At 42.5% G+C, this 18,195-nt stretch carries 18 protein-coding genes; 2 read left to right on the top strand and 16 right to left on the bottom strand.

Annotation, left to right across the window (positions count from 1 at the left end; all coding sequences use genetic code 11):
• Window positions 1–15: 15 nt before the first annotated feature.
• Genes HNQ43_RS00360 through HNQ43_RS00350 form a run of 3 tightly spaced genes read right to left on the bottom strand, consistent with a single transcriptional unit; the run spans window position 16 to window position 2,494 of the window.
• A complete protein-coding gene (locus HNQ43_RS00360) occupies window positions 16–1,890 on the bottom strand; it encodes a recombinase family protein (protein ID WP_244956993.1) in 1,875 nt (624 codons plus the stop codon).
• Between the two features lie 19 nt (window positions 1,891–1,909).
• Window positions 1,910–2,086, bottom strand: coding sequence for an SHOCT domain-containing protein (locus HNQ43_RS00355; RefSeq protein ID WP_021773869.1), 177 nt, complete (start codon window positions 2,084–2,086; stop codon window positions 1,910–1,912).
• A 33-nt stretch (window positions 2,087–2,119) separates the two neighbouring features.
• The gene (locus HNQ43_RS00350) at window positions 2,120–2,494 is read right to left on the bottom strand and encodes a type II toxin-antitoxin system PemK/MazF family toxin (protein WP_183373731.1); all 375 of its coding nucleotides are present in this window, start codon (window positions 2,492–2,494) and stop codon (window positions 2,120–2,122) included.
• A gap of 627 nt (window positions 2,495–3,121) precedes the next feature.
• On the opposite strand from HNQ43_RS00350, the gene HNQ43_RS00345 reads away from it, so the two are divergent.
• Window positions 3,122–3,703, top strand: a complete 582-nt coding sequence (locus HNQ43_RS00345; protein ID WP_221247948.1) for a type IV toxin-antitoxin system AbiEi family antitoxin domain-containing protein — start codon at window positions 3,122–3,124, stop codon at window positions 3,701–3,703.
• Window positions 3,658–4,587 carry a nucleotidyl transferase AbiEii/AbiGii toxin family protein gene (locus tag HNQ43_RS00340; protein WP_221247946.1) on the top strand — a complete coding sequence of 310 codons (930 nt, stop codon included), beginning with the start codon at window positions 3,658–3,660 and terminating at the stop codon, window positions 4,585–4,587. Before HNQ43_RS00345 ends, HNQ43_RS00340 begins: the two co-directional genes overlap by 46 nt.
• Before the next feature lie 75 nt (window positions 4,588–4,662).
• On the opposite strand, the gene HNQ43_RS00335 is transcribed toward HNQ43_RS00340, so the two are convergent.
• From HNQ43_RS00335 to dndB, 13 genes are all read right to left on the bottom strand, one after another.
• Complete coding sequence (locus HNQ43_RS00335) at window positions 4,663–5,088, bottom strand: helix-turn-helix domain-containing protein (protein ID WP_183373729.1); 426 nt, start codon at window positions 5,086–5,088, stop codon at window positions 4,663–4,665.
• Between the two features lie 225 nt (window positions 5,089–5,313).
• Window positions 5,314–5,808 (bottom strand): bacterial transcriptional activator domain-containing protein, encoded by a 495-nt coding sequence (locus HNQ43_RS00330; protein WP_183373727.1) that lies wholly within the window; start codon window positions 5,806–5,808, stop codon window positions 5,314–5,316.
• A gap of 42 nt (window positions 5,809–5,850) precedes the next feature.
• Window positions 5,851–6,708: an AfsR/SARP family transcriptional regulator gene (locus tag HNQ43_RS00325; RefSeq protein ID WP_183373726.1), complete on the bottom strand. Its 858-nt coding sequence runs from the start codon at window positions 6,706–6,708 to the stop codon at window positions 5,851–5,853.
• A gap of 165 nt (window positions 6,709–6,873) precedes the next feature.
• A complete protein-coding gene (locus tag HNQ43_RS00320) occupies window positions 6,874–7,248 on the bottom strand; it encodes a helix-turn-helix domain-containing protein (protein ID WP_183373725.1) in 375 nt (124 codons plus the stop codon).
• Window positions 7,249–8,051: 803 nt separating this feature from the next.
• Window positions 8,052–8,876: a hypothetical protein gene (locus tag HNQ43_RS00315; protein WP_183373724.1), complete on the bottom strand. Its 825-nt coding sequence runs from the start codon at window positions 8,874–8,876 to the stop codon at window positions 8,052–8,054.
• Window positions 8,860–9,330, bottom strand: a complete 471-nt coding sequence (locus tag HNQ43_RS00310; RefSeq protein WP_183373723.1) for a Mov34/MPN/PAD-1 family protein — start codon at window positions 9,328–9,330, stop codon at window positions 8,860–8,862. Before HNQ43_RS00310 ends, HNQ43_RS00315 begins: the two co-directional genes overlap by 17 nt.
• A 58-nt stretch (window positions 9,331–9,388) precedes the next feature.
• Window positions 9,389–11,056 (bottom strand): ThiF family adenylyltransferase, encoded by a 1,668-nt coding sequence (locus tag HNQ43_RS00305; RefSeq protein ID WP_183373722.1) that lies wholly within the window; start codon window positions 11,054–11,056, stop codon window positions 9,389–9,391.
• A 3-nt stretch (window positions 11,057–11,059) separates the two neighbouring features.
• The gene (locus HNQ43_RS00300) at window positions 11,060–12,076 is read right to left on the bottom strand and encodes a cyclic GMP-AMP synthase DncV-like nucleotidyltransferase (protein ID WP_183373721.1); all 1,017 of its coding nucleotides are present in this window, start codon (window positions 12,074–12,076) and stop codon (window positions 11,060–11,062) included.
• 10 nt (window positions 12,077–12,086) lie between these two features.
• Window positions 12,087–13,238, bottom strand: coding sequence for a cysteine desulfurase family protein (locus HNQ43_RS00295; protein WP_183373720.1), 1,152 nt, complete (start codon window positions 13,236–13,238; stop codon window positions 12,087–12,089).
• Window positions 13,235–13,621, bottom strand: a complete 387-nt coding sequence (gene dndE / locus HNQ43_RS00290) for a DNA sulfur modification protein DndE (RefSeq protein ID WP_183373718.1) — start codon at window positions 13,619–13,621, stop codon at window positions 13,235–13,237. The genes HNQ43_RS00295 and dndE overlap by 4 nt, the downstream gene beginning before the upstream one ends.
• Window positions 13,618–15,564, bottom strand: coding sequence for a DNA sulfur modification protein DndD (dndD, locus tag HNQ43_RS00285; protein WP_183373717.1), 1,947 nt, complete (start codon window positions 15,562–15,564; stop codon window positions 13,618–13,620). The genes dndE and dndD overlap by 4 nt, the downstream gene beginning before the upstream one ends.
• The gene (dndC, locus tag HNQ43_RS00280; protein ID WP_183373716.1) at window positions 15,561–17,075 is read right to left on the bottom strand and encodes a DNA phosphorothioation system sulfurtransferase DndC; all 1,515 of its coding nucleotides are present in this window, start codon (window positions 17,073–17,075) and stop codon (window positions 15,561–15,563) included. Before dndC ends, dndD begins: the two co-directional genes overlap by 4 nt.
• Window positions 17,076–17,086: 11 nt before the next feature.
• Window positions 17,087–18,157 carry a DNA sulfur modification protein DndB gene (gene dndB / locus HNQ43_RS00275; RefSeq protein ID WP_183373715.1) on the bottom strand — a complete coding sequence of 357 codons (1,071 nt, stop codon included), beginning with the start codon at window positions 18,155–18,157 and terminating at the stop codon, window positions 17,087–17,089.
• Between the last annotated feature and the right edge of the window lie 38 nt (window positions 18,158–18,195).

The following is an 18,195-nucleotide window of genomic DNA, read 5'->3' as shown; positions in this document are numbered from 1 at the left end:
CAACATACGCAAAATTCAATAGATCATCCAACAAATGCGACAATTCTTCTTCTGACACAGTTCGGCTGCACACATCTTCAACGAGCGGCAAATAAATCTCATAGGCCTTCTGATGCAATTGGAGTATCTGCTCTGCAATCTGATAAATATTTTTATCCATTCGATGATCTCTTCAAAACACTGTCCGAAGCTTTGCGGGATAAAAGTACCACACTTTCTATATGCAACGTCAATAGCTTGTTGTGACAATTTGCTGCTGTCGTCGGTAGGTTGTGACGACAATTTTTTAGACTTGGAATTCCTCCTCGGAGGCTTGTAATCGTCACCCTTTTTCTTGTCTTCAAACCCGGTCTTATAGACAAATGTGATCATCGACGGATCTGCATTTCCCTCGTCATCATACCCGCCTACAATAACTTTTTCAACGATGCTTTCAAAAACATTTCTGTCGAATTCCTTGAGTATAGGAGCATCGGAAAGGAGCTTGCGCATTGCGTCCAACCTCTTGCGTAAATCCTTCTCGATATCAGCTTCACCCTGTAGTCTTTTAAGCTCTGTTGTCTTCAGCTGTTGCTCCTTGATGATCTCCAGCTTTTTGTCCTCATAGGTACCGAAGTCGATCTGCTGTTCCAGATGCATATCCAGAAGACGCTGCATCTTCTGATCAAGCTGCTTCAGTTCTTTTTTTACGCGATCGATCTCCTGCAGCGTCGCATCGGAATGCAGCTCCTCTTCTGTTCTCTGCAGAAATTCTTCCAGGACATCCTTATGATCATTCGTGATCATCCGGTAGGATTCGACGAATGCACTTTCCAGGACTTCCTCAGCAATGCCCTTGCTTTCCGGGCAGTTCTTCTTACCGTATTTGGAAGAGGAAATGCACAGCCAGATATTCTTATGATACTTGGATCCGCTGTGCCAGGAACGCCGTGTCAGTGATGCTCCGCAGAAGCCGCATTTGACCATACAGCTGAAAGCGAATTTCCGGCTGTATTGTTCCCGGTATGAATTCGGATCTACGTTTGAATTCTCATGGACTACGGTTCTTCTTTTCAGGATCGCCTGCGCCTGCTCCCACATCTCTTCTGAAATGATCGGCTCATGATGATCCTTCATCAGATACTGGTCAACCTCTCCCAGGTTTCCGAGTCTGCGTTTTGTGATCGGATCGACTGTGAATGTCTTTCCCTGCAGCAAATCCCCTTTATACTTTTCATTCTTGATGATCCCGAGAACGGTTGAATCGTACCAGCTCTTGTTGCCGCGATTGGTGAGCGCTCCCATCTGCTCCAGCTCCCTGGCGATTACATGCGCTCCCATTCCTTCGATATAGCGTTTGAAGATATACCGGACTACCTTCGCCTCTTCCTCATTCACTGAGATGGTCTTTGTCTCCGGATCATAGTCATATCCAAGCGCTCCGGCAAAGCCCACGATCTCGCCACGGGACATCTTCATTGCCAGTCCCTTCTTGACGTTGGAAGAGATATTCTCAACTTCGAAGAAGACGGCGATATCCTTCTCCTTCAGCATCCGGACATACTTCAGTGTGTCCAATGTATTGCGGGCAAAGCGCGAGATCGACTTCGTGATGACCATATCAATCTGACCGCTCATGCAGTCATTGATCATTTTCTGGAAGCCTTCTCTCTTTGCCACCTGGGTGCCGGTAATCGCTTCATCCGCATAGATTCCGGCCATCATCCAGTCCACGTTTTCGCTGATCTTATCTGTATAATACTGAACCTGCGATCTGTAGCTGTTCAGCTGATCCTCACTGTCCGTGCTGACCCGGCAGTATGCCGCAACGCGCTTTCGTTCTATGGATTTGCTGCGTCTTCTGCGGTCAGTCACAGATACCTGAGCCTTGATTACATCGACTTTTGCCATCTGCCTCGCCTCCTTTGCCTCACCTTACATCACGCGATTCAAAATCAGCAAGGATGTCAGACGGTACTTTATAATCTTTCTGCAATTTCTTTTTGATCCGGGAATACTCACTCTCGGTGATCAGCTTTGCAGAGAGCAGCGTATGCAGATAAGCCAGCTGCATGGAATAGCGAAGCAGTTTCTCATTCTTCTCCATCTGAGCATTCCCTCCTTTCCTTCGTCATCATGTTTACGGAGCCTCAATACAGTCCGGGATATCGAAGCCGAAATGATTCCTCATGGCCTCTTCGATTCCGGATATATCCCTTGGATCCAGATGACCGATCCGCCGAATGATGCGGTCCTTGTCAATAGTCTGGATCTGCTCTGCCTCAACCATCGATCGGTAACGGATGCAGTCCGAATACCGGAGAATGTAGTGGGACTTCTGGAAAGGTTTCTTGATCGCCGTTGTCATCGGCACCATCGTTACTGTTGGAGAATACACGCAGCCGTCATCGTTCTGAATGATCACGACCGGACGGCGGCCGCCCTGCTCTGAGCCATGAGGAATACCAAGATCCGCAAGGAATACATCGCCCTTGCGGTAGATAAACTCTTTCATTGGCAATTCCTCTCTACAGAAATGTCTGTATATGTATCACCGCCGGTCGTAATAAGGCCGGCGGCGTAACGTTCATTTCCTTTTCACTTATTTATCCTCGACACCCAAGTGACCGGGAAGTCATCAGACGGCTGAATGCTTTCAGCTCCATGGGCCTCTCACCCCCGCGAGGTTCTCCCGCAGCTGCCCCCATTGCGTGATCCCGGTTCCACCCGGGGCTGTGGCTGGACAGAAGTACCATTGTGCCCGTACGTTTCATCGCCTTGCAGGTAGCTGTCCTGCATATATGAACGGCATATTTCTCGCTCATCCTTCCGGAGTCATTGCGTATGTTTCAACCGGCTGACATTTTCACGCCCGTACAGGGATGTATCTGATGAATGATATTCAGTTTTCAAAGATCCATGTCGCCGTAGGAGGGAAACCCCTCCTACGGTTCCAATTTTAGGGTCAGTGAAAGCTGAATTTTAGCGCCTGAAGCGACCGGTCACCGTCCTTTTTAAGACCGGTGCGGATCATGATTTGCACCTGCGGTATTTTAATTATTTTCTGCTATTATTTTTTCTGCCGAATTTAGTTGAAATTATTATGAGAATGATGTATACTCCGGTCAAGGAGGTGATGACTGTGATCGCACTTGATGCAAATCAGAAATACTACACGACCAGTGAACTGAAAGACATGGGCTATTCCTACTACAAAATTGGCCAGCTGGAAGAAAACGGTAGGCTGCACCGCATCAACAGAACCACATATGAGAATCTCTCCTATAAAGGTGATGAGAATGATTTTATCAACGCTGCTGCATATGTTCCGGAGGGTGTGATCTGCCTGATGAGTGCCGCCCGATATTATGAGCTTACCAATTTCCTTCCTGATGTGATTGATGTTGCGATCGACCGGAAGAAAAAAGTCAGTACTCTTCCTGACTGGCCACAGATCAAAATATTCTATTTTGACCCTTCCCGCATGGATACCGGTATCACGAAAATCACGGAAGGCGGCGATTCATTCCGTATTTTTGACATTGAAAAGACTGTCGTTGATATCATTTACTACCGCAATAAGATCGGCATTGAGGAAACATCAGAGGTGCTGCGCAACTACCTGAAGAGGAAGGATCGGCAGATCGACCGGCTCTACACCTATGCCAAAATGCTGCGGTGCGAAGCTATTGTAAGAACTTATCTGGAGGTGCTTGTTTCATGAATGCAGATTCCGTAAAGGCAAGACTGAAGAATTTCGCTGTCAGCTCCGGCTGCACGTTCCAGGAAGCTCTCGTCTATTACGGACTTGAGCGGACGATTTACCGGATCTCAGTATCTCCGTATGCCAGCCATTTTGTTCTGAAAGGCGGCATCTTTCTGTATGCCATCTTCGACAGGAAGTACGAGCGTGCCACAACAGACGTTGACCTGCTGGCCAGACGTATCTCAAACAGCGCTGAGGAAATGAAAACCGTCTTCCGCGATATCTTTACTCTGGACACTGACGATGCTCTTGTTTTCGACCTTGATTCCATTACAGCTGAAGATATCACAGAATTCAAAGAGTACCATGGACTGCATATCTCAGCGGTCGCATATCTTGACCGGACCAGAATTCCAATCGGGATTGATATCGGATTTGGCGATGTGATTTATCCCGATGCCGTAGAGATGGAATTCCCCGTGATCCTGGATATGGAAGCACCCAAAGTGAACGCATACTCTTTGGAATCTTCCATTGCTGAGAAACTGGAAGCTATTGTCAAAAACGGTTTCCTGAACAGCCGTTATAAGGACTTCTACGATATTTATGTCCTCTCAGAGAAGTATCTCTTCGACTATGAAGAACTGAACAACGCTGTCATGGAAACATTCACAAACCGGAAAACTCCCATTACAATGGACACTGCAGCTTTCAGCGATGAGTTTCGTGGTGATTCGATGCATCAGACCAGATGGAACTCATTCCTGAAAAAGAAAAAAGCTCTGATCCCAGTCTCAATGAACGATGCTATGGTCCGGATCAAGACATTTGTAACGCCCCTTCTGACTCAAACCAAGACCACAGTAACTGAATGGGATCCGAATGAGGGGTGCTGGAAATAAACCTTTGGCAAATAAAACAAACTGGAGCAGAGAGATTAATAAATGCGGTCTCTCTGCTCCTTCATTTTTGTTGGCTTACAGCTCCCGGGCAATCCTTGTAAGGCTCTCGATGACAGCCAAGATATCCCTCTTCGCCTTGCTGTTGGATTCTGTCTCTCCCAGCAGCAGATAATCAAGACTCACATGGAAGTACTCCGCCATCTCCACGATCAGCTCCAGCGATCCGGTCCTGGTACCGGCTTCGATCTTCCGGTAATGGGTATCGCTGATCCCGATCACGTCGCAGAACTCTTCCTGGGTTAATCCGCAGGCCTGTCTCAGCTTGCGCAGTCTCAGGCCAAAGTCTTTCATATTGAATTTTGTTGTTCTCATGTCAGTTCCTACGATTTCGTTTGAGATTTGTGTTTCAGCTGCAAATCCCTGAAACCGGAGGCGACCGGCATCGAACGCCGATCTGTTTGCATAAAAATAAGAGGCGGCTGCTTTCACAGTTTCCTGCAAAAACAACCGCCTCCTGCTGCGATGTTTCTTCCAAAAAATCACCCGTCCGTTCTAAGGCTTCCAAAGCATTTTGTTTTTGCCTTGGCTACCCTACCGGGCGGGTGTTACTTGGCCTGCTACAGAGGCCGTTACTATTCTGTTACTCCAAAAATAATCTTTTTTGCCTGTTACTTTGCCGTTACACAGTCTGTTACTTTCCTGTTACTCGGCACTTTTATGAGGAAATCAGCTCATATGGTTCTGCAGAGCCAGCAGCTTCATCAGCTTCTCATTTTCCTCATCGATCAGATCCTCAGCTGCTTTCTGGAGGAACTTCTCCCGTGCCACACTGTTGCCTGTTTCATCTGCCGCTATGATGATCCAGTAGTAGGCTGTGAGAATGCCGGGCTCGATCTCCAGCGCTCTCGGCCCGTAATCCATAATGCAGCGATAGTCCTTGATATGACCGAGTGTCGTCAGCAGCGCCGACGTCAAATCGACGTAGACCTGATTGTAATGCGTCGTATATGCATAGAGCCAGGTTCCGATGTCATCCTCTCCCTGGATGAACAGTCTGCCGCGATACAGCTCAAAGGCCTTCTTCAGAAGAATGATCTTGTCATCCCCGTCCGGCAGATTCTTTGCGCGATTATAAAGATCCTCCATCTCATCCGCATCTGTTGTCACATTCACTTCACCGGAGAAATCCATCATCCTGCTTCTGGTATCGATCACCTTCACGTCATGATACGCTGCCAGGTCGTTGTGCAGCCGGAAGATCGCCTACCGCATATTGTTCCTGGCTGTATCGACTTCTTCATCCGGCCAGTTGTCGGCAATCAGCTTCTGCTGATCCACCGGACGCTTATGCAGAACCATGTAAAGCATGATGATCCATGCACGCCGGTTCGGATGCGGCAGATCCTGTTCATAGATCTCTTTTCCGTCAATTACAAAATTATGCGGTCCGAGGATGTTATAGCGGATGCGGAACCTGCCGTCGTCCTCATCATGCATCTTTGTCAGCTTTTCCATTCTGGTGCGCCGGATCTGTTCCAACATCATCATGGCAACAAAGCAGGCAAGCTGCAGCGGTTCCGGCCGGTCCGTATACTGCTTCATGTTACGGATGACCATGAAGCCCAAGGGATGCTGACCAAAAGGAACACCCATGATCGACCTGGCTTCCAACCGCTGATATGCCTCATACTCTTTCGGTTTGCTCTCACGGATCTGTTCAACATCCGGAATGATCAGCGGCTTCTGCTCAATCAGGTGCTGTGCCCAAGTAGCAAATTCTTCCGTAAATTCGATATCGTTGAACAGCGTATCCTGCATCGGTCCAATCTCCGAGTCGTACCAGATCTCAGGAATGAACACCTGCGTCTGCAGGTCTGCAATCAGAATGCCGCACCAGTCAGCATCATAAAAATCACAGCATGCCTTCATGACACGGACAGCAATCGCCATGGGATTTTCTTCGTTATGAGCATCTGCTTCAACCGACACGATCGTCCGAAACAGTTTCTCCTGAAACTCATAGCGCCGCATGTCCTCTTCAGGAACCATCCGGTAATCTCCGGTTAGCTTCTCCAGCTGAGGCTCTGTCCTCTGCTTTTTCGAGAATAGTTTACTGAGCATGTTCTGACCCCCTCCCTGATGTGTTAATTCATGTCAATATATGGGTATGTAAAAAGTCCGCAGAGCTACCCTGTTGAAACCTGGCAGTCCTGCGGACATCCTTTTCCTATGATCAGACTACCAGCTAACAGATACTCTTGTTCGTTGGCAGACCTTTCGTTTACGTCAGATATTGTTTTCTTCCAGTACCTCTTTGATCTTTTTCATCATCTCATCGCAGATCTTCTGACCCTTCTTTGACAACTTGGTTTGCGATTTGCCATACGGCGCTGTTGCTTCCATGACCATGCTGGCTGCTGTAACATCAGTCTTTGCTTTGATCCCCAGCAGCAGATAACAAACATCGGTCCTGGTAATGTCGGAAAACTTCATAACGTACGAAAGGGATGGAGCCGCAGCCCCGTTTTCCACCTTACTGATATATTTGTCGGTGATTCCCATGGCCTCCGCCAGTGATTCCTGCGTATGCCCTGCTCGAATGCGCTCTTCCTGAAGGCGGCTGCCAATGCCGACTTTGTCCAAATCATATTTAATTTGCATTGGTACCACCTCCTTCTCCTTGGATTATCACCATTATAAAAAGGTATACTTGGAGGCGGAACTGACGTGGAATGCACCATTCGTCACGAGGTTGTACTCGCAGTGCAACTTTTGCAAATATTCCCGTGTCAGCGAAAAAGACTCGGGCATTCTGGAACAGATCCCAGAGCTCCGAGTCCTTAGCACTTTCATTCCAAAAGCGGAAAATCGCTACCTCAAAAATTTTTCCCCTGCTGCATCCTGGCAGCTTTTCTCATACGACATAGACAATGTTTCCTTCCGTTCTGTCTTCGTTATATGCCGTTCTATATGACCATGCTCCGGATCCTGTCCATTCCGCTCATATTCCTTTGGGGAAAACATAGCATCCGGAAGGCATGGGAACAACCGACTGGTGGTTTAGCCTCATGTATAATACGGTAGGCGTCGAGCCTCTATTAATGCAAACATAGCAAGCAAATCTTCTGAAGATAAACTTCTTTGCATGCTGAATATTACGGCTCGGCAGCGCCACATGTCCGGCGGCGGTGGAGCCACGGTTCCGGTGACATAGAGCCAGCAGCTTTATGCCGCGAAAGGCTCTTTACATGAGTAGCACATGATAGGCTTTCTGCCTCGGCAATAGGGCTGAAAGCGCCTATCTGCTGCATTGCCGGGCATTCATGTGCGACAGAGGCTCATGTCAAGAGCACCGTGGAATAAACTGCTGGCGGATGGCTCTCTCACTCCGGAAGGGTGGCTCTCTATCGCCGGACAGATGGCTCAACAGGATCCGGAATATTCACATGCCTGCCGATAGATCCTCAGAAAATCTTTTTGCCTTTTTCCTCAAAGCGTCTTCTTCCGTCCTTACTCTGTTGGAACACATAGAGATGCTCAACATTTCCTCTTTCACCTAAACCAAATGCTCTTTTTGCGATATGCTTTGTATTCATTGGATTAGTTGTGGCATACACGTTTACTGACACTTTCCCCTTTAAGTCTCTGATACACTTGATTATTGCCTCAATGTATTTTTGGCTAAAATGACGAGAACTGTCTGCGCCACTGTTTCTGCTGATCTTGATTGTCCTATATCCTTGTTTCGATTTCGGAATCTGTCGCGCTTCAATTTCATACGTGTCTTCCAACACAAGGTTGATTTCCCTGGTCGGATCCTCTTGATTCGTTTCTAATACTTTACTGTCTGATTCATTCTCAACAACCGGATATTCTGTTTCATCCAGTGGGTATTCTTGAAAAGTAGCTCTTATTACCAACTTGAATTGCATATGGATTGGTACGAGCACTAAATCGCAGCTCTTAATTTCAAGGATTTTTGCACAGAACCAATACCATGCATAACAGTAGTCGTGATATACACGCTTACGATTCATAACGAATCCCTGATTGAACTTCCTTATTACTATAAGAACGGCAAAAAATAATATAACAGAGGCGACGGGTTTGCCCATTCTAAGCGCGGCTTGCCAAAAAAAATCATCCGGAGAAATGGGCTGATTAGTCAGATACTCCTTGAATATCTCCTGTAAATCAACAACCCACGGTATAGAAGTCACAATTATTAGAGCTATTATCTCTAATATCTGTCTTCCGTTACTTGAAATCGTTTCACAAAGTTTCTTCATCTTGCAACACGCTCTCTTTTATATAGATTCCGTTCGTATCTTTTTCACATTCAAAAGCTTCCTGGATTTCTCCGGTTATAAAATCCCCAACCCATAGTCGCCATTCATCAGTACCAGCAATGACAAAAAAGACATATTGGCACCCTGTCTTATCAGAGTGGATGGTTTCATTCCAGTCATTCCAATCAATATCTGACGGCACCGGAATTGTTTGTGGATGTGTATGCCATACGCCCATATAATAGCTCTTATGACGTTTGGCCTTTTTTAGGAACAGTTGATGCCGTGGATCTCTTATATCAAATCTTAAGCGATTCTTTATATCCATAAGATGCGGATGTGATACAGCTTCTAAAGAAATATTTCCCGTATGTTCATGTTGATATCCTACTATATATCCACCGCTTTCTGGCTTAGAACAATCATCCTGGATCCATTTACAAATTTCATCCATAACTGGACTGAGAACGTCAACCACTTTGCCATTCGGAAGAGCTATTTTTACACATTTGCTATTTGCCCGTATCTCCACAACAATTACATGCCTCCATCGGGAATTCCGTGTCAGAAATAGTGATTCTTTCTGGTGTTATATCTATCAGAGTATTCGTCATAATCTTATGCTCATCATAATCTCGTATTACATCCAATAAGGCTGCTGTTGTTCTAAGAAGAATCGCTGTTCCATAGGCAGCCCTTGTACCTCCACAACCATTTCGAATTATGTTATTTTCCGTAGCTGCCGATGAATTCTTCCTAGCTCTATTATTCACAAGTTCTCCGTTTGAATCTGTATACAGACATTCAAAACATCCAGGCATCTGATAATTTACAAATAGAATATGGCTATTAGTTCCACCTTCCTCAAGCCAAACAAAGATTGCAGGTATGGGACAGTTTGCTCTTTTTAATACACTATTCAGTTTTATTTGTTCGTCGCTACTTCCAATAGTAAATATGATCAAATCCTTGTTGCTGATTTCCTCCATCAGAGAATGCGCGCTTATATTTGCATCGCATACTTCTATATTGATTTCTGGATGAAGCAACTTTAGCAAAATCTGAATAGTTGTTGCTTTGTTTGAGCCCTTGCCAATGCCTCCGTATGCCCAACGAAGAACATTTTCTTCTTCAAACTTGTCGCCATCATATATCTTCAAGTACTTTGCACCGTTCTTCACAAGCTCAAATGCGACATAACTTCCCAAAGAACCAGCACCAATAAGTAAAATTCTTTTGTTCAGCAATCCTATATCATTTCCTATTTGCTCACACAAATATGAGTAATCCTTTCTCTCTGTAGGGAGAGACTCAAGCGTTACAATATCTGAGAGTAATTTCTCTAGCAATGTATGATTGTTGCTGTTCTTACACTTTACTTTCAAGGCAAAATAAACGTTTGAAAGATCTGTTCTCATTCCGAAAACAAGAATAACATCTTGCGTTTTGGGGACCTTGCTTTTAATCGACTGAAATGTGTCGTCGCTGATATGTTCTATTTGCTTTCCGTAAACGATGTTTTGCACTTCATTCGCAGTCCATTGGTAACCTCTGTGCGGTGGAAGAATGCCCCGGCTATCTGTTACTGGAATATAGAACACATCATTTTCAATATGATGAGTCCATTTCCGCTCAGACTTATCTCTGTCGTCTATATCGGAGAGATTTAGCCCTTTCTGAATTAAGCGGACTTTTTTTTCGCCGTAGAACGCATCCAATTCTGTGAATTGCGTAGCTTGCTCTAAATATACAGAGACCTTGTTATTTCCAGCAGATTCGCTGTTCCAGTAGTACATGAATTCTTTCTGAAATTCTCTTTCACGCTCTACTGAAGTCATGGATAGCAGTTCAATTAACCGGTCAACGCAATCGAAAATCTTATCCTCATATGAAACAATCGTGTTTACTATGCTCTCTTGTTCAAAAAGACATATCCATCTATATGTTCCATTTGGGAGGTATTTTCCATCGATAATTGAGTTTTCCCGGAGCATGACATGTGGAAAGTCCAGTAGATTGTCATCGTAAAGATATACCGTAGCCATCGAAGAAGGGTCATCTTTCTCAGGAGCAAAAAACAGGAATTTCTTCTCAAACAGAGTAAAGAAAAGCACTCCTTCAAGAACTTGCTCTTCTACAGTGATCTCCTCATATGATTCTAAAATCTCTTTAACAGTCATATCTTATCCAAAACTATGTTCTCGCTTGTTTTGCGCAGATGCCGCAACTGCTTCTTTGGCTGGAACTGTAAAACTATCTCCCAACACCTTCTGAACATACTCGCCGGCATCGTGTGCGGACTCAACATTCACAGCGTTTGTGAGATTATCAACCGCTTTTGAAAGTCGATTATAAAACGTTGTTATGTATGAGCTGCTTTCTTTCATCTTCTTAAAAACGTCCGTATATGGAGTTACAGGAAGATATTTTGTTATCGTCTTTATCAGATTGCCGCTACTGTCTGCCGTATACGTGAACTTGTCCAGAATGCCTTTCATTGTCTTTTGCAACGAAAGCAAGTCATCGTCTCCCTCAATCGTGGATTGTGCAGAAAAGCAGTCGCAGGCAAGAAGTGTCAACCCTATGCTCGGAGGAACTTCATGATCATTCGTTGATCCGGAATACTGCTCATTCCGCCATTTTTTAATAAAGCATATGATTCTGCGTAGCTGATCATTGCCATTGATCTGGCCACACAGATAATCGTTTAAGCCATCCGGATCTGCATCTTCCCAAGAATAGCTGTTGCTAAACTCTTTTCCCCTTGCAAGATAGACACAACTACCGTCTGTTGCATAAAGAGGTAAATCAATATGAAGCCATTCTTTTCCATTCTCATAATACGAAGCCCTGACACAAGGCTCTTTAATTGCTACCGTACGGGGCGAAATATTGATGGCATCACGTAAATATCCTTTGATTATTCGCGGATCTGAATTAGTAGAAGTATCCAGCGGAATCATAACAGCTACATCGCGATCAACGATATCATCCTTAATCGTAGTGTTGTACTTATAGCTACCTTGATCAATCATTCTGATGTCAGTTTTACTAATACTGATATTGTGATCCACAAGAATGCCAGGGAGCTTTGATTTAATATCATCTTCTAAAATTTCTCTCTTCTCTTTTAGAGCATGAGTCTCGCTATCAATCCTAATTTCTTTATAAAAATCAGCAAATTCACGTTTTAATTTCATGGTATTCACCTTAATTTACAAGTATTTTTGCCATCTCTAACAATTTTGAAAATTGCTTTTTGAACTCATCCAAATCTGTATCAGCTCCCCAGCTAATCCTTATTGAATCCTCAATTTGCTCGTTGGAGATTCCCATAGCCTTCAGCACATAACTTGGTTCATAACTTTTTGAAGTACATGCTGATCCATTAGATATGCTGCAGTATTCTTTTGTTGAAAGCATTAACGCTTCCGAAGAAACCCCTTGAAGGCAAAGATTAACCGTTGAATCTAAGCAATATTCCTGATCTCCATTAAACGAATAGGAAAGCCCTGATTCATTTAGTAAATCGAGTAATGCAGTCTTTATCTCTTTTATTTTTTTTGAGTTATCCATGTATTCGTCTGCTGCAATTTCACAGGCCTTGCCACAACCACCAACTAATGCAACCGGAATTGTTCCTGGACGAATACCATGTTCCTGTTGTCCTCCATACATAATAGCCTTGACCGGAGGAAGTTTATATCCAGTGCGTCTTAAGACAAGCGCCCCAACACCCTGTGGTCCTTTTAGCTTGTGCGCGCTAAACGAAAGCATATTGTACTTTGCGTTCCTTAACTCCTGCACAAGTTTCCCACAACTTTGTGTTGCATCAATGTGGAACAGGATATCTCTTTTTCCTAATTCACGGCCCAGTTCCTCAATTGGCTGAATAATGCCTGTCTCGTTGTTAACATGCATTACGCTTACAAGAAGCGTATTGTCCCGAACCCTCTCTATAATCTTCTCCATACTTACTCTACCAGTAGGCTCCGGATCAACAATATCGATTTCAAATCCCCTTCTTACCATTGATTTTACAGTTTCGAGAATTGCCTTATGTTCTATAGAGGTAGTGATAATGTGATTCTTTCCGCTTTTCAGCGCATATTCTTCTAAGCCTTGAATCGCAATATTATTACTCTCTGTGGCTCCACTTGTAAAAAACACTTCAGAGGATGAAATGCCTAATAAACCAGCAACTGCTTTCCTGGCATTTTCAACTATTACTCTGGCTTGATCACCATGATTATGTGTACGGCTATCTGCATTTCCAATGTGATTCTTGTATATATCCATCATTGTATCTAATACTCGTGTATCGATTGGAGAAGATGCATTGTAATCCAGATAAATACTCATACCTTTTCCCTCACAGCCAGATTGATTAAGTCCTCAATGTTTTTAATAAAGCCTGTCCCGCACAAATGTGAGATACCTCTTTCCAAATTCAGGCGAAAATACTTTGATACAGTATCATCATCTGTTGGCAATCCCATATTTATGCACCACGACTTAATCAATGCCTCATAGATTTCGTAATAGTCTCCACCAAAAGTGAACCAGGACATTTCCAAATTGCTATCATTAACAATAGGAATATCCGTGGGTACCGTCTTTTCTGCGAGAGAATATGTCAAAGCCCATCTGCATAAAATATTCCAGTTTTTAATGCCAGTCTTTCCTTTTAGTCTGGCAAGTTGATCTTTTGCCTGTTGCGAAAGGCGAACTTGTTTAATAATCATTTCCCTTGAAAATACCCCTTTAAAATTTTCGTACTCTGAGTTTCTTCATTGTACTCAAGTGTAAATTCATCACCCACATAATCTTTCATCAAGCCATAATAATATCTATCGATTTCAGAATCTGTGGAGAGAATTATCGTCTGATCACTTGCCTTAGGAAAATATGTTGTGACTAATGACTTTCTGTGCATCGAGTCTAATCGTGACAATGGTGTATCAATGATCACCGGAAGTTTTTTTGCGGAACAGATAGCCAATGCCCACAAGATTGCGATAACCATTAATTGCTTCTCTCCAGCCGATAACGACTCTTTTGCCACGAGATTTCCCTGTTTATCTATGTAACTTAGGCTAAGCGATTGAGGATCCACTTTGATTTGGCTGATAAGATTTTTCTTATTTGCCAGCTTTTTATAGCAATCTGTAATTGTTTCTCCAAGAGCTCCGGTTTTTCTTTTCTGAAGCTCAACAGAGAATTTATCAATAATTTGAAGTGCAATACTTGAATACTTTAATTGTCTTTTAGCATCGTCTGTCAACTCTACCGCCGCCAAATATCTTTCAACTATGCGATTGTATTCAGATGTCTTAATTGCTAATTTTGATTCAAGCTCAGCTCTCTTTTGATCAAGCGATGTCTTTTTGACCTGCATTTCTACAAGAACTTTCTCTTGTTTTTTAATCTCAGCTAATTTTGCATTAAGTTCTTTCTCATTAATATCCAGTGAAAGATAACTATCTACTTCGTCCAGCTGATGCTTTAAAATGTGTTTCCTTTCTAACACATCAATGGTTTGTTTCTTCTTTAGAGATAGTAGATCTTCTGCCAAAGAGTTTGCTTGGAACAACGCATGGTCAGACAGTTTATAAACTGGAGTGGTTTGACTTTCAAAAGTATGTTCCTTTACAAAATCAACGAACTTCTGATTTGCAGAAACATCTTCAGTGTGTAACTTATTATACTCACATAAAAGAGTCTCAAGCTGGCCAAAGGCTTGCTGCATAATCAAATCGTCATGCTCGTCTTCCGCTGTCAATTTAATATCTCGAATAAGGTTTTCGACCAATAACAAAGGAAGCTCACCAGATGCAAGTTCAATTAATGTACCATTATTTTGTTCTAGTTCCGCAGTTAACTCCGCTCTTTTTTGAATAAGAGATTGTCGCTGTTCAAGAGCATTTCCACCTTTGACCGCATATTCTTGATGAAGAAGTTCTATTTTATCTATTTGGTCGGTTATTAACTCGATTAATTCTTCAACCTCTTTTTTTGTCTCTGTTAGTTTCGCAGTCAACATTTCTTGCTCGGCTTTGCATTCTTTCAATTCAGCAGGTACATCGTCTCCCTGGATGTTTTTTTCTGTTCTTCTCACACTTCGAAGCAAATCGTTCTTGAGAACATCTAAAACCGTGATGCCCAGCATTGCACGAATGGACTCCTTCATTTGTGAATCAGTGTCATCTACGGCTAGCTCTGCTATTTTCTCACCATCAAAAAAGTAAAAGCTCGACAATGCACTCGGAAGAATATTTTCAACAAACATCTGCCAGTTTTTAGTCAAGAATGTATTAATCTTCCCATTCTGCTTAACACTTAAGGTTTCACTGGTTCTTTTTGATAGTGCATTCCATTCTCTTCTTATTAGATATTCTTCGGAATCACGTTCATTCAGGATAAAATCCAGTTCAACATAACAGCGCTGAGTCCAACTATTTTTATTTACGTACGATCTTAAATACTGACCATATGTTTTATATTTGCTTTCCTTGTAAGCTTTAGAATTTTCACCATATAACGCCAAGAGAATTGCTTCAAGGAACGTCGTTTTCCCGCGTCCATTCATGCCGCCTATTAAAACCACCGGCAAAGAATAAGAAAACTCAAAAGTGTTTTCCCCTTCATAAACGCCAAAATTGTTCATGGTTAGTCTTTTGATAATCATTCCGATTCACCTACAGCATCTTCATCGTTTTCATCAGCGTCAGCAGGAATATAGTCCAAGAATTTTTCGTTATAACGTCCACCCATTTCTTTCTTTCGGGTCATCTTCTCAAAATAGTAGTTCTGGGCGTCGTCTTCATTCTTATAAAAAGTTTGACCAATGACACGTTCTATCGAATCTATAATGCCTTTCCTTTGATTAAGCCCTGTGGCATGGTTTTCGATATCGATCATTTTGTACATCATCTCAAAAACCAGCTCTTCATCTTCATAGCTCTCATCGCATAAAGATTTGAGAATATTCCACTCTTCTCTTCCAAAGTTTTCTTCATGGATCCAGCTAGGATCCTCAAAGGGTATCCCTAATACTTCTTCATAAATCAATGGAAGAGAGTCATCAAACTCGTGCTTTTCAAATACCCATATTCTTCTTATTGCCTGTAATTCCTCTTTGCGAATCAACTCAATATTGTGGAATTCCTCTGGTCCGGAGAGTCTGATATTTTTTTGTATTTCCAATAGTCTTCTAAGCCATTGTTCACGTACTTCCTTCTTATATGGCCCGTGAAAAAGTCTTCCGTAATTTCCCTGCAAATCACCATGCATTCGTCTGAAACTACGCCTTTCACGATCCCCTTTTTCATCTCCAAATTCATTACGAAATTCAAGCAATGGAGTCATCCATTCCTTTTCATCATCGTTCGCTATCATTGCCTCCATTGATTTATCCTTTTCGACCATTGTACAAACCCAGCAGCCGAATCTGCTTTTACCGCATGAAGGAAGAGAGTCGTCTACCATTAATGGGCATTCATTATCTGCTGTTGCTCCACGATACATAGTTAATAAATCCATATTAGAATAGCCCCATGGATTTTTGTACTGCATCAAGAAGACCCAAACGTCATCATCTGACCACGATTCAAGTGGAGAAAACACTAATTCGTTCGCCAATGTAGGATTTGGACTTAATAATTCTCTAACCCTTCTCTTTTCAAGGTTTGCCATTGTTCGAGCACGTCTTGAACTTTCTTGCTTTCTTGTTCCTAATACCAGGATTATTTCTCCATGCTCGGCGATTTTACTTTTAATAAATGAATTGACCGGTTGTATTTTCAAGCGATCTGTACACCAGCGATACTTTCTCCGTGGAAATGGATAACCACGACCGATGAGATTTACCCAGAACGTATTATTGTAATCTGGCATTAATCTCTCCGGAATAAATGGTAACATCTTTGCTGTAGCTGCTTCTTTCATAGCTTCCAAAGACTTTTCAACCCATTTAGAAACTACTGGGGATTCGACCAAAGTATCAGTATTCATAATGTGAATAGGCTTTGTTCTTTGATATGCAGGAAGATCCTCTATAGCCATCCACACCAATTGAACAGTTGCTGTGCTATCTTTCCCTCCTGAATAGCCAATCATCCAAGGAATATTATCAGATAGGTAAAGATTTTGAATTGTCTTCAGCAGTCCGTTTATGTTTTCGCTATTTATGTTACTCATGTATATATCTCCTAGAGTTTTATCATTTTCTGTAGCTGATCCTCTGCGAAAGCCTCATCTGTAGTTAACGGAAGGTTTATAGCCTTTTTAATCACATTTCCAATTAAAGTTGCAGCTCTCTTATTTGAGATAATTCTTCCATTTTGATTGATCGCTCTCATGTACCAATTATTCGCATCTCTGCTCCAATTAATGGTTTCCAGCTCTTTCAAAGACTTTTGTATATTAATATCTTGATGTTGATAAAAATACGCACCTACTCTTCCAAGGGCTTGTATTACTATACCTTGAGTAGCAATATACTTTTCTCGTAAATCCTTCTTTGTTACTTCTTTATTCACTAAATCAGCCCATGGAACCATATGCTTGGTAACTGAAGACCAGAATTCAAAAAGAAATGCTTCTGCATTATCGTTAGCTCTATTTCCTAAAATTGTCTTATTGGCTGAATAAAAAGTATTCAGAGTAAATAAACTAGAGGAGAACTTTCCTAGAATGTCTTTTTCTTTATCCGTGTATGTATTAAGAAAGTCTATTCTTTTTATGACATTCCTTGTAATCACAGCAACTTGATCCCTAGAATCATAAAGCTCTGAAATAGAATTGGAGGTTTTTACTGCATTCTTGTTTAAATCAGTAAATATTTGTTGACTACGCTCTAAACCTTTATCCGCATAAAAGACTATTGATATCGTTTCGTCACCTAATGAAGCATCCTCTTTTAACGCCTCTATAATGGCTGCCTTCCTATGCTGTCCATCATTAATCAAAAATTTAGCATCCATTGAAATTTCAAGAACACCGATACTAGAGTCTTCAGACAATGGAATATATCTAAAAGCACCGTCAATTGAGGACGCAAGGGCGGAAAAGACATAGGAGTCACGATTATCAAGTATATACTTTGTAATAATTGGTATTCTTGACTCATTAATCTTTCGTTGGGCTCTATATTCTGGAGAAACGTATTCTTCTTCTGGCGGAAAGAGCCTTGGCAACATTTTCAGCGGAACCATTGCTATGTAATATTCTCTTGTTGCTTGTGATCCCTTCACTACTGGGAAGTTATATACAAAGTCCATTATCTATCTCCATAAACGAAAAACAAGATATACTTAAG

Origin of the sequence: Faecalicoccus acidiformans (assembly GCF_014202635.1) — a bacterium.
GTDB lineage: Bacteria > Bacillota_I > Bacilli_A > Erysipelotrichales > Erysipelotrichaceae > Faecalicoccus > Faecalicoccus acidiformans.
This window is presented reverse-complemented; position numbering and strand designations above follow the sequence as displayed.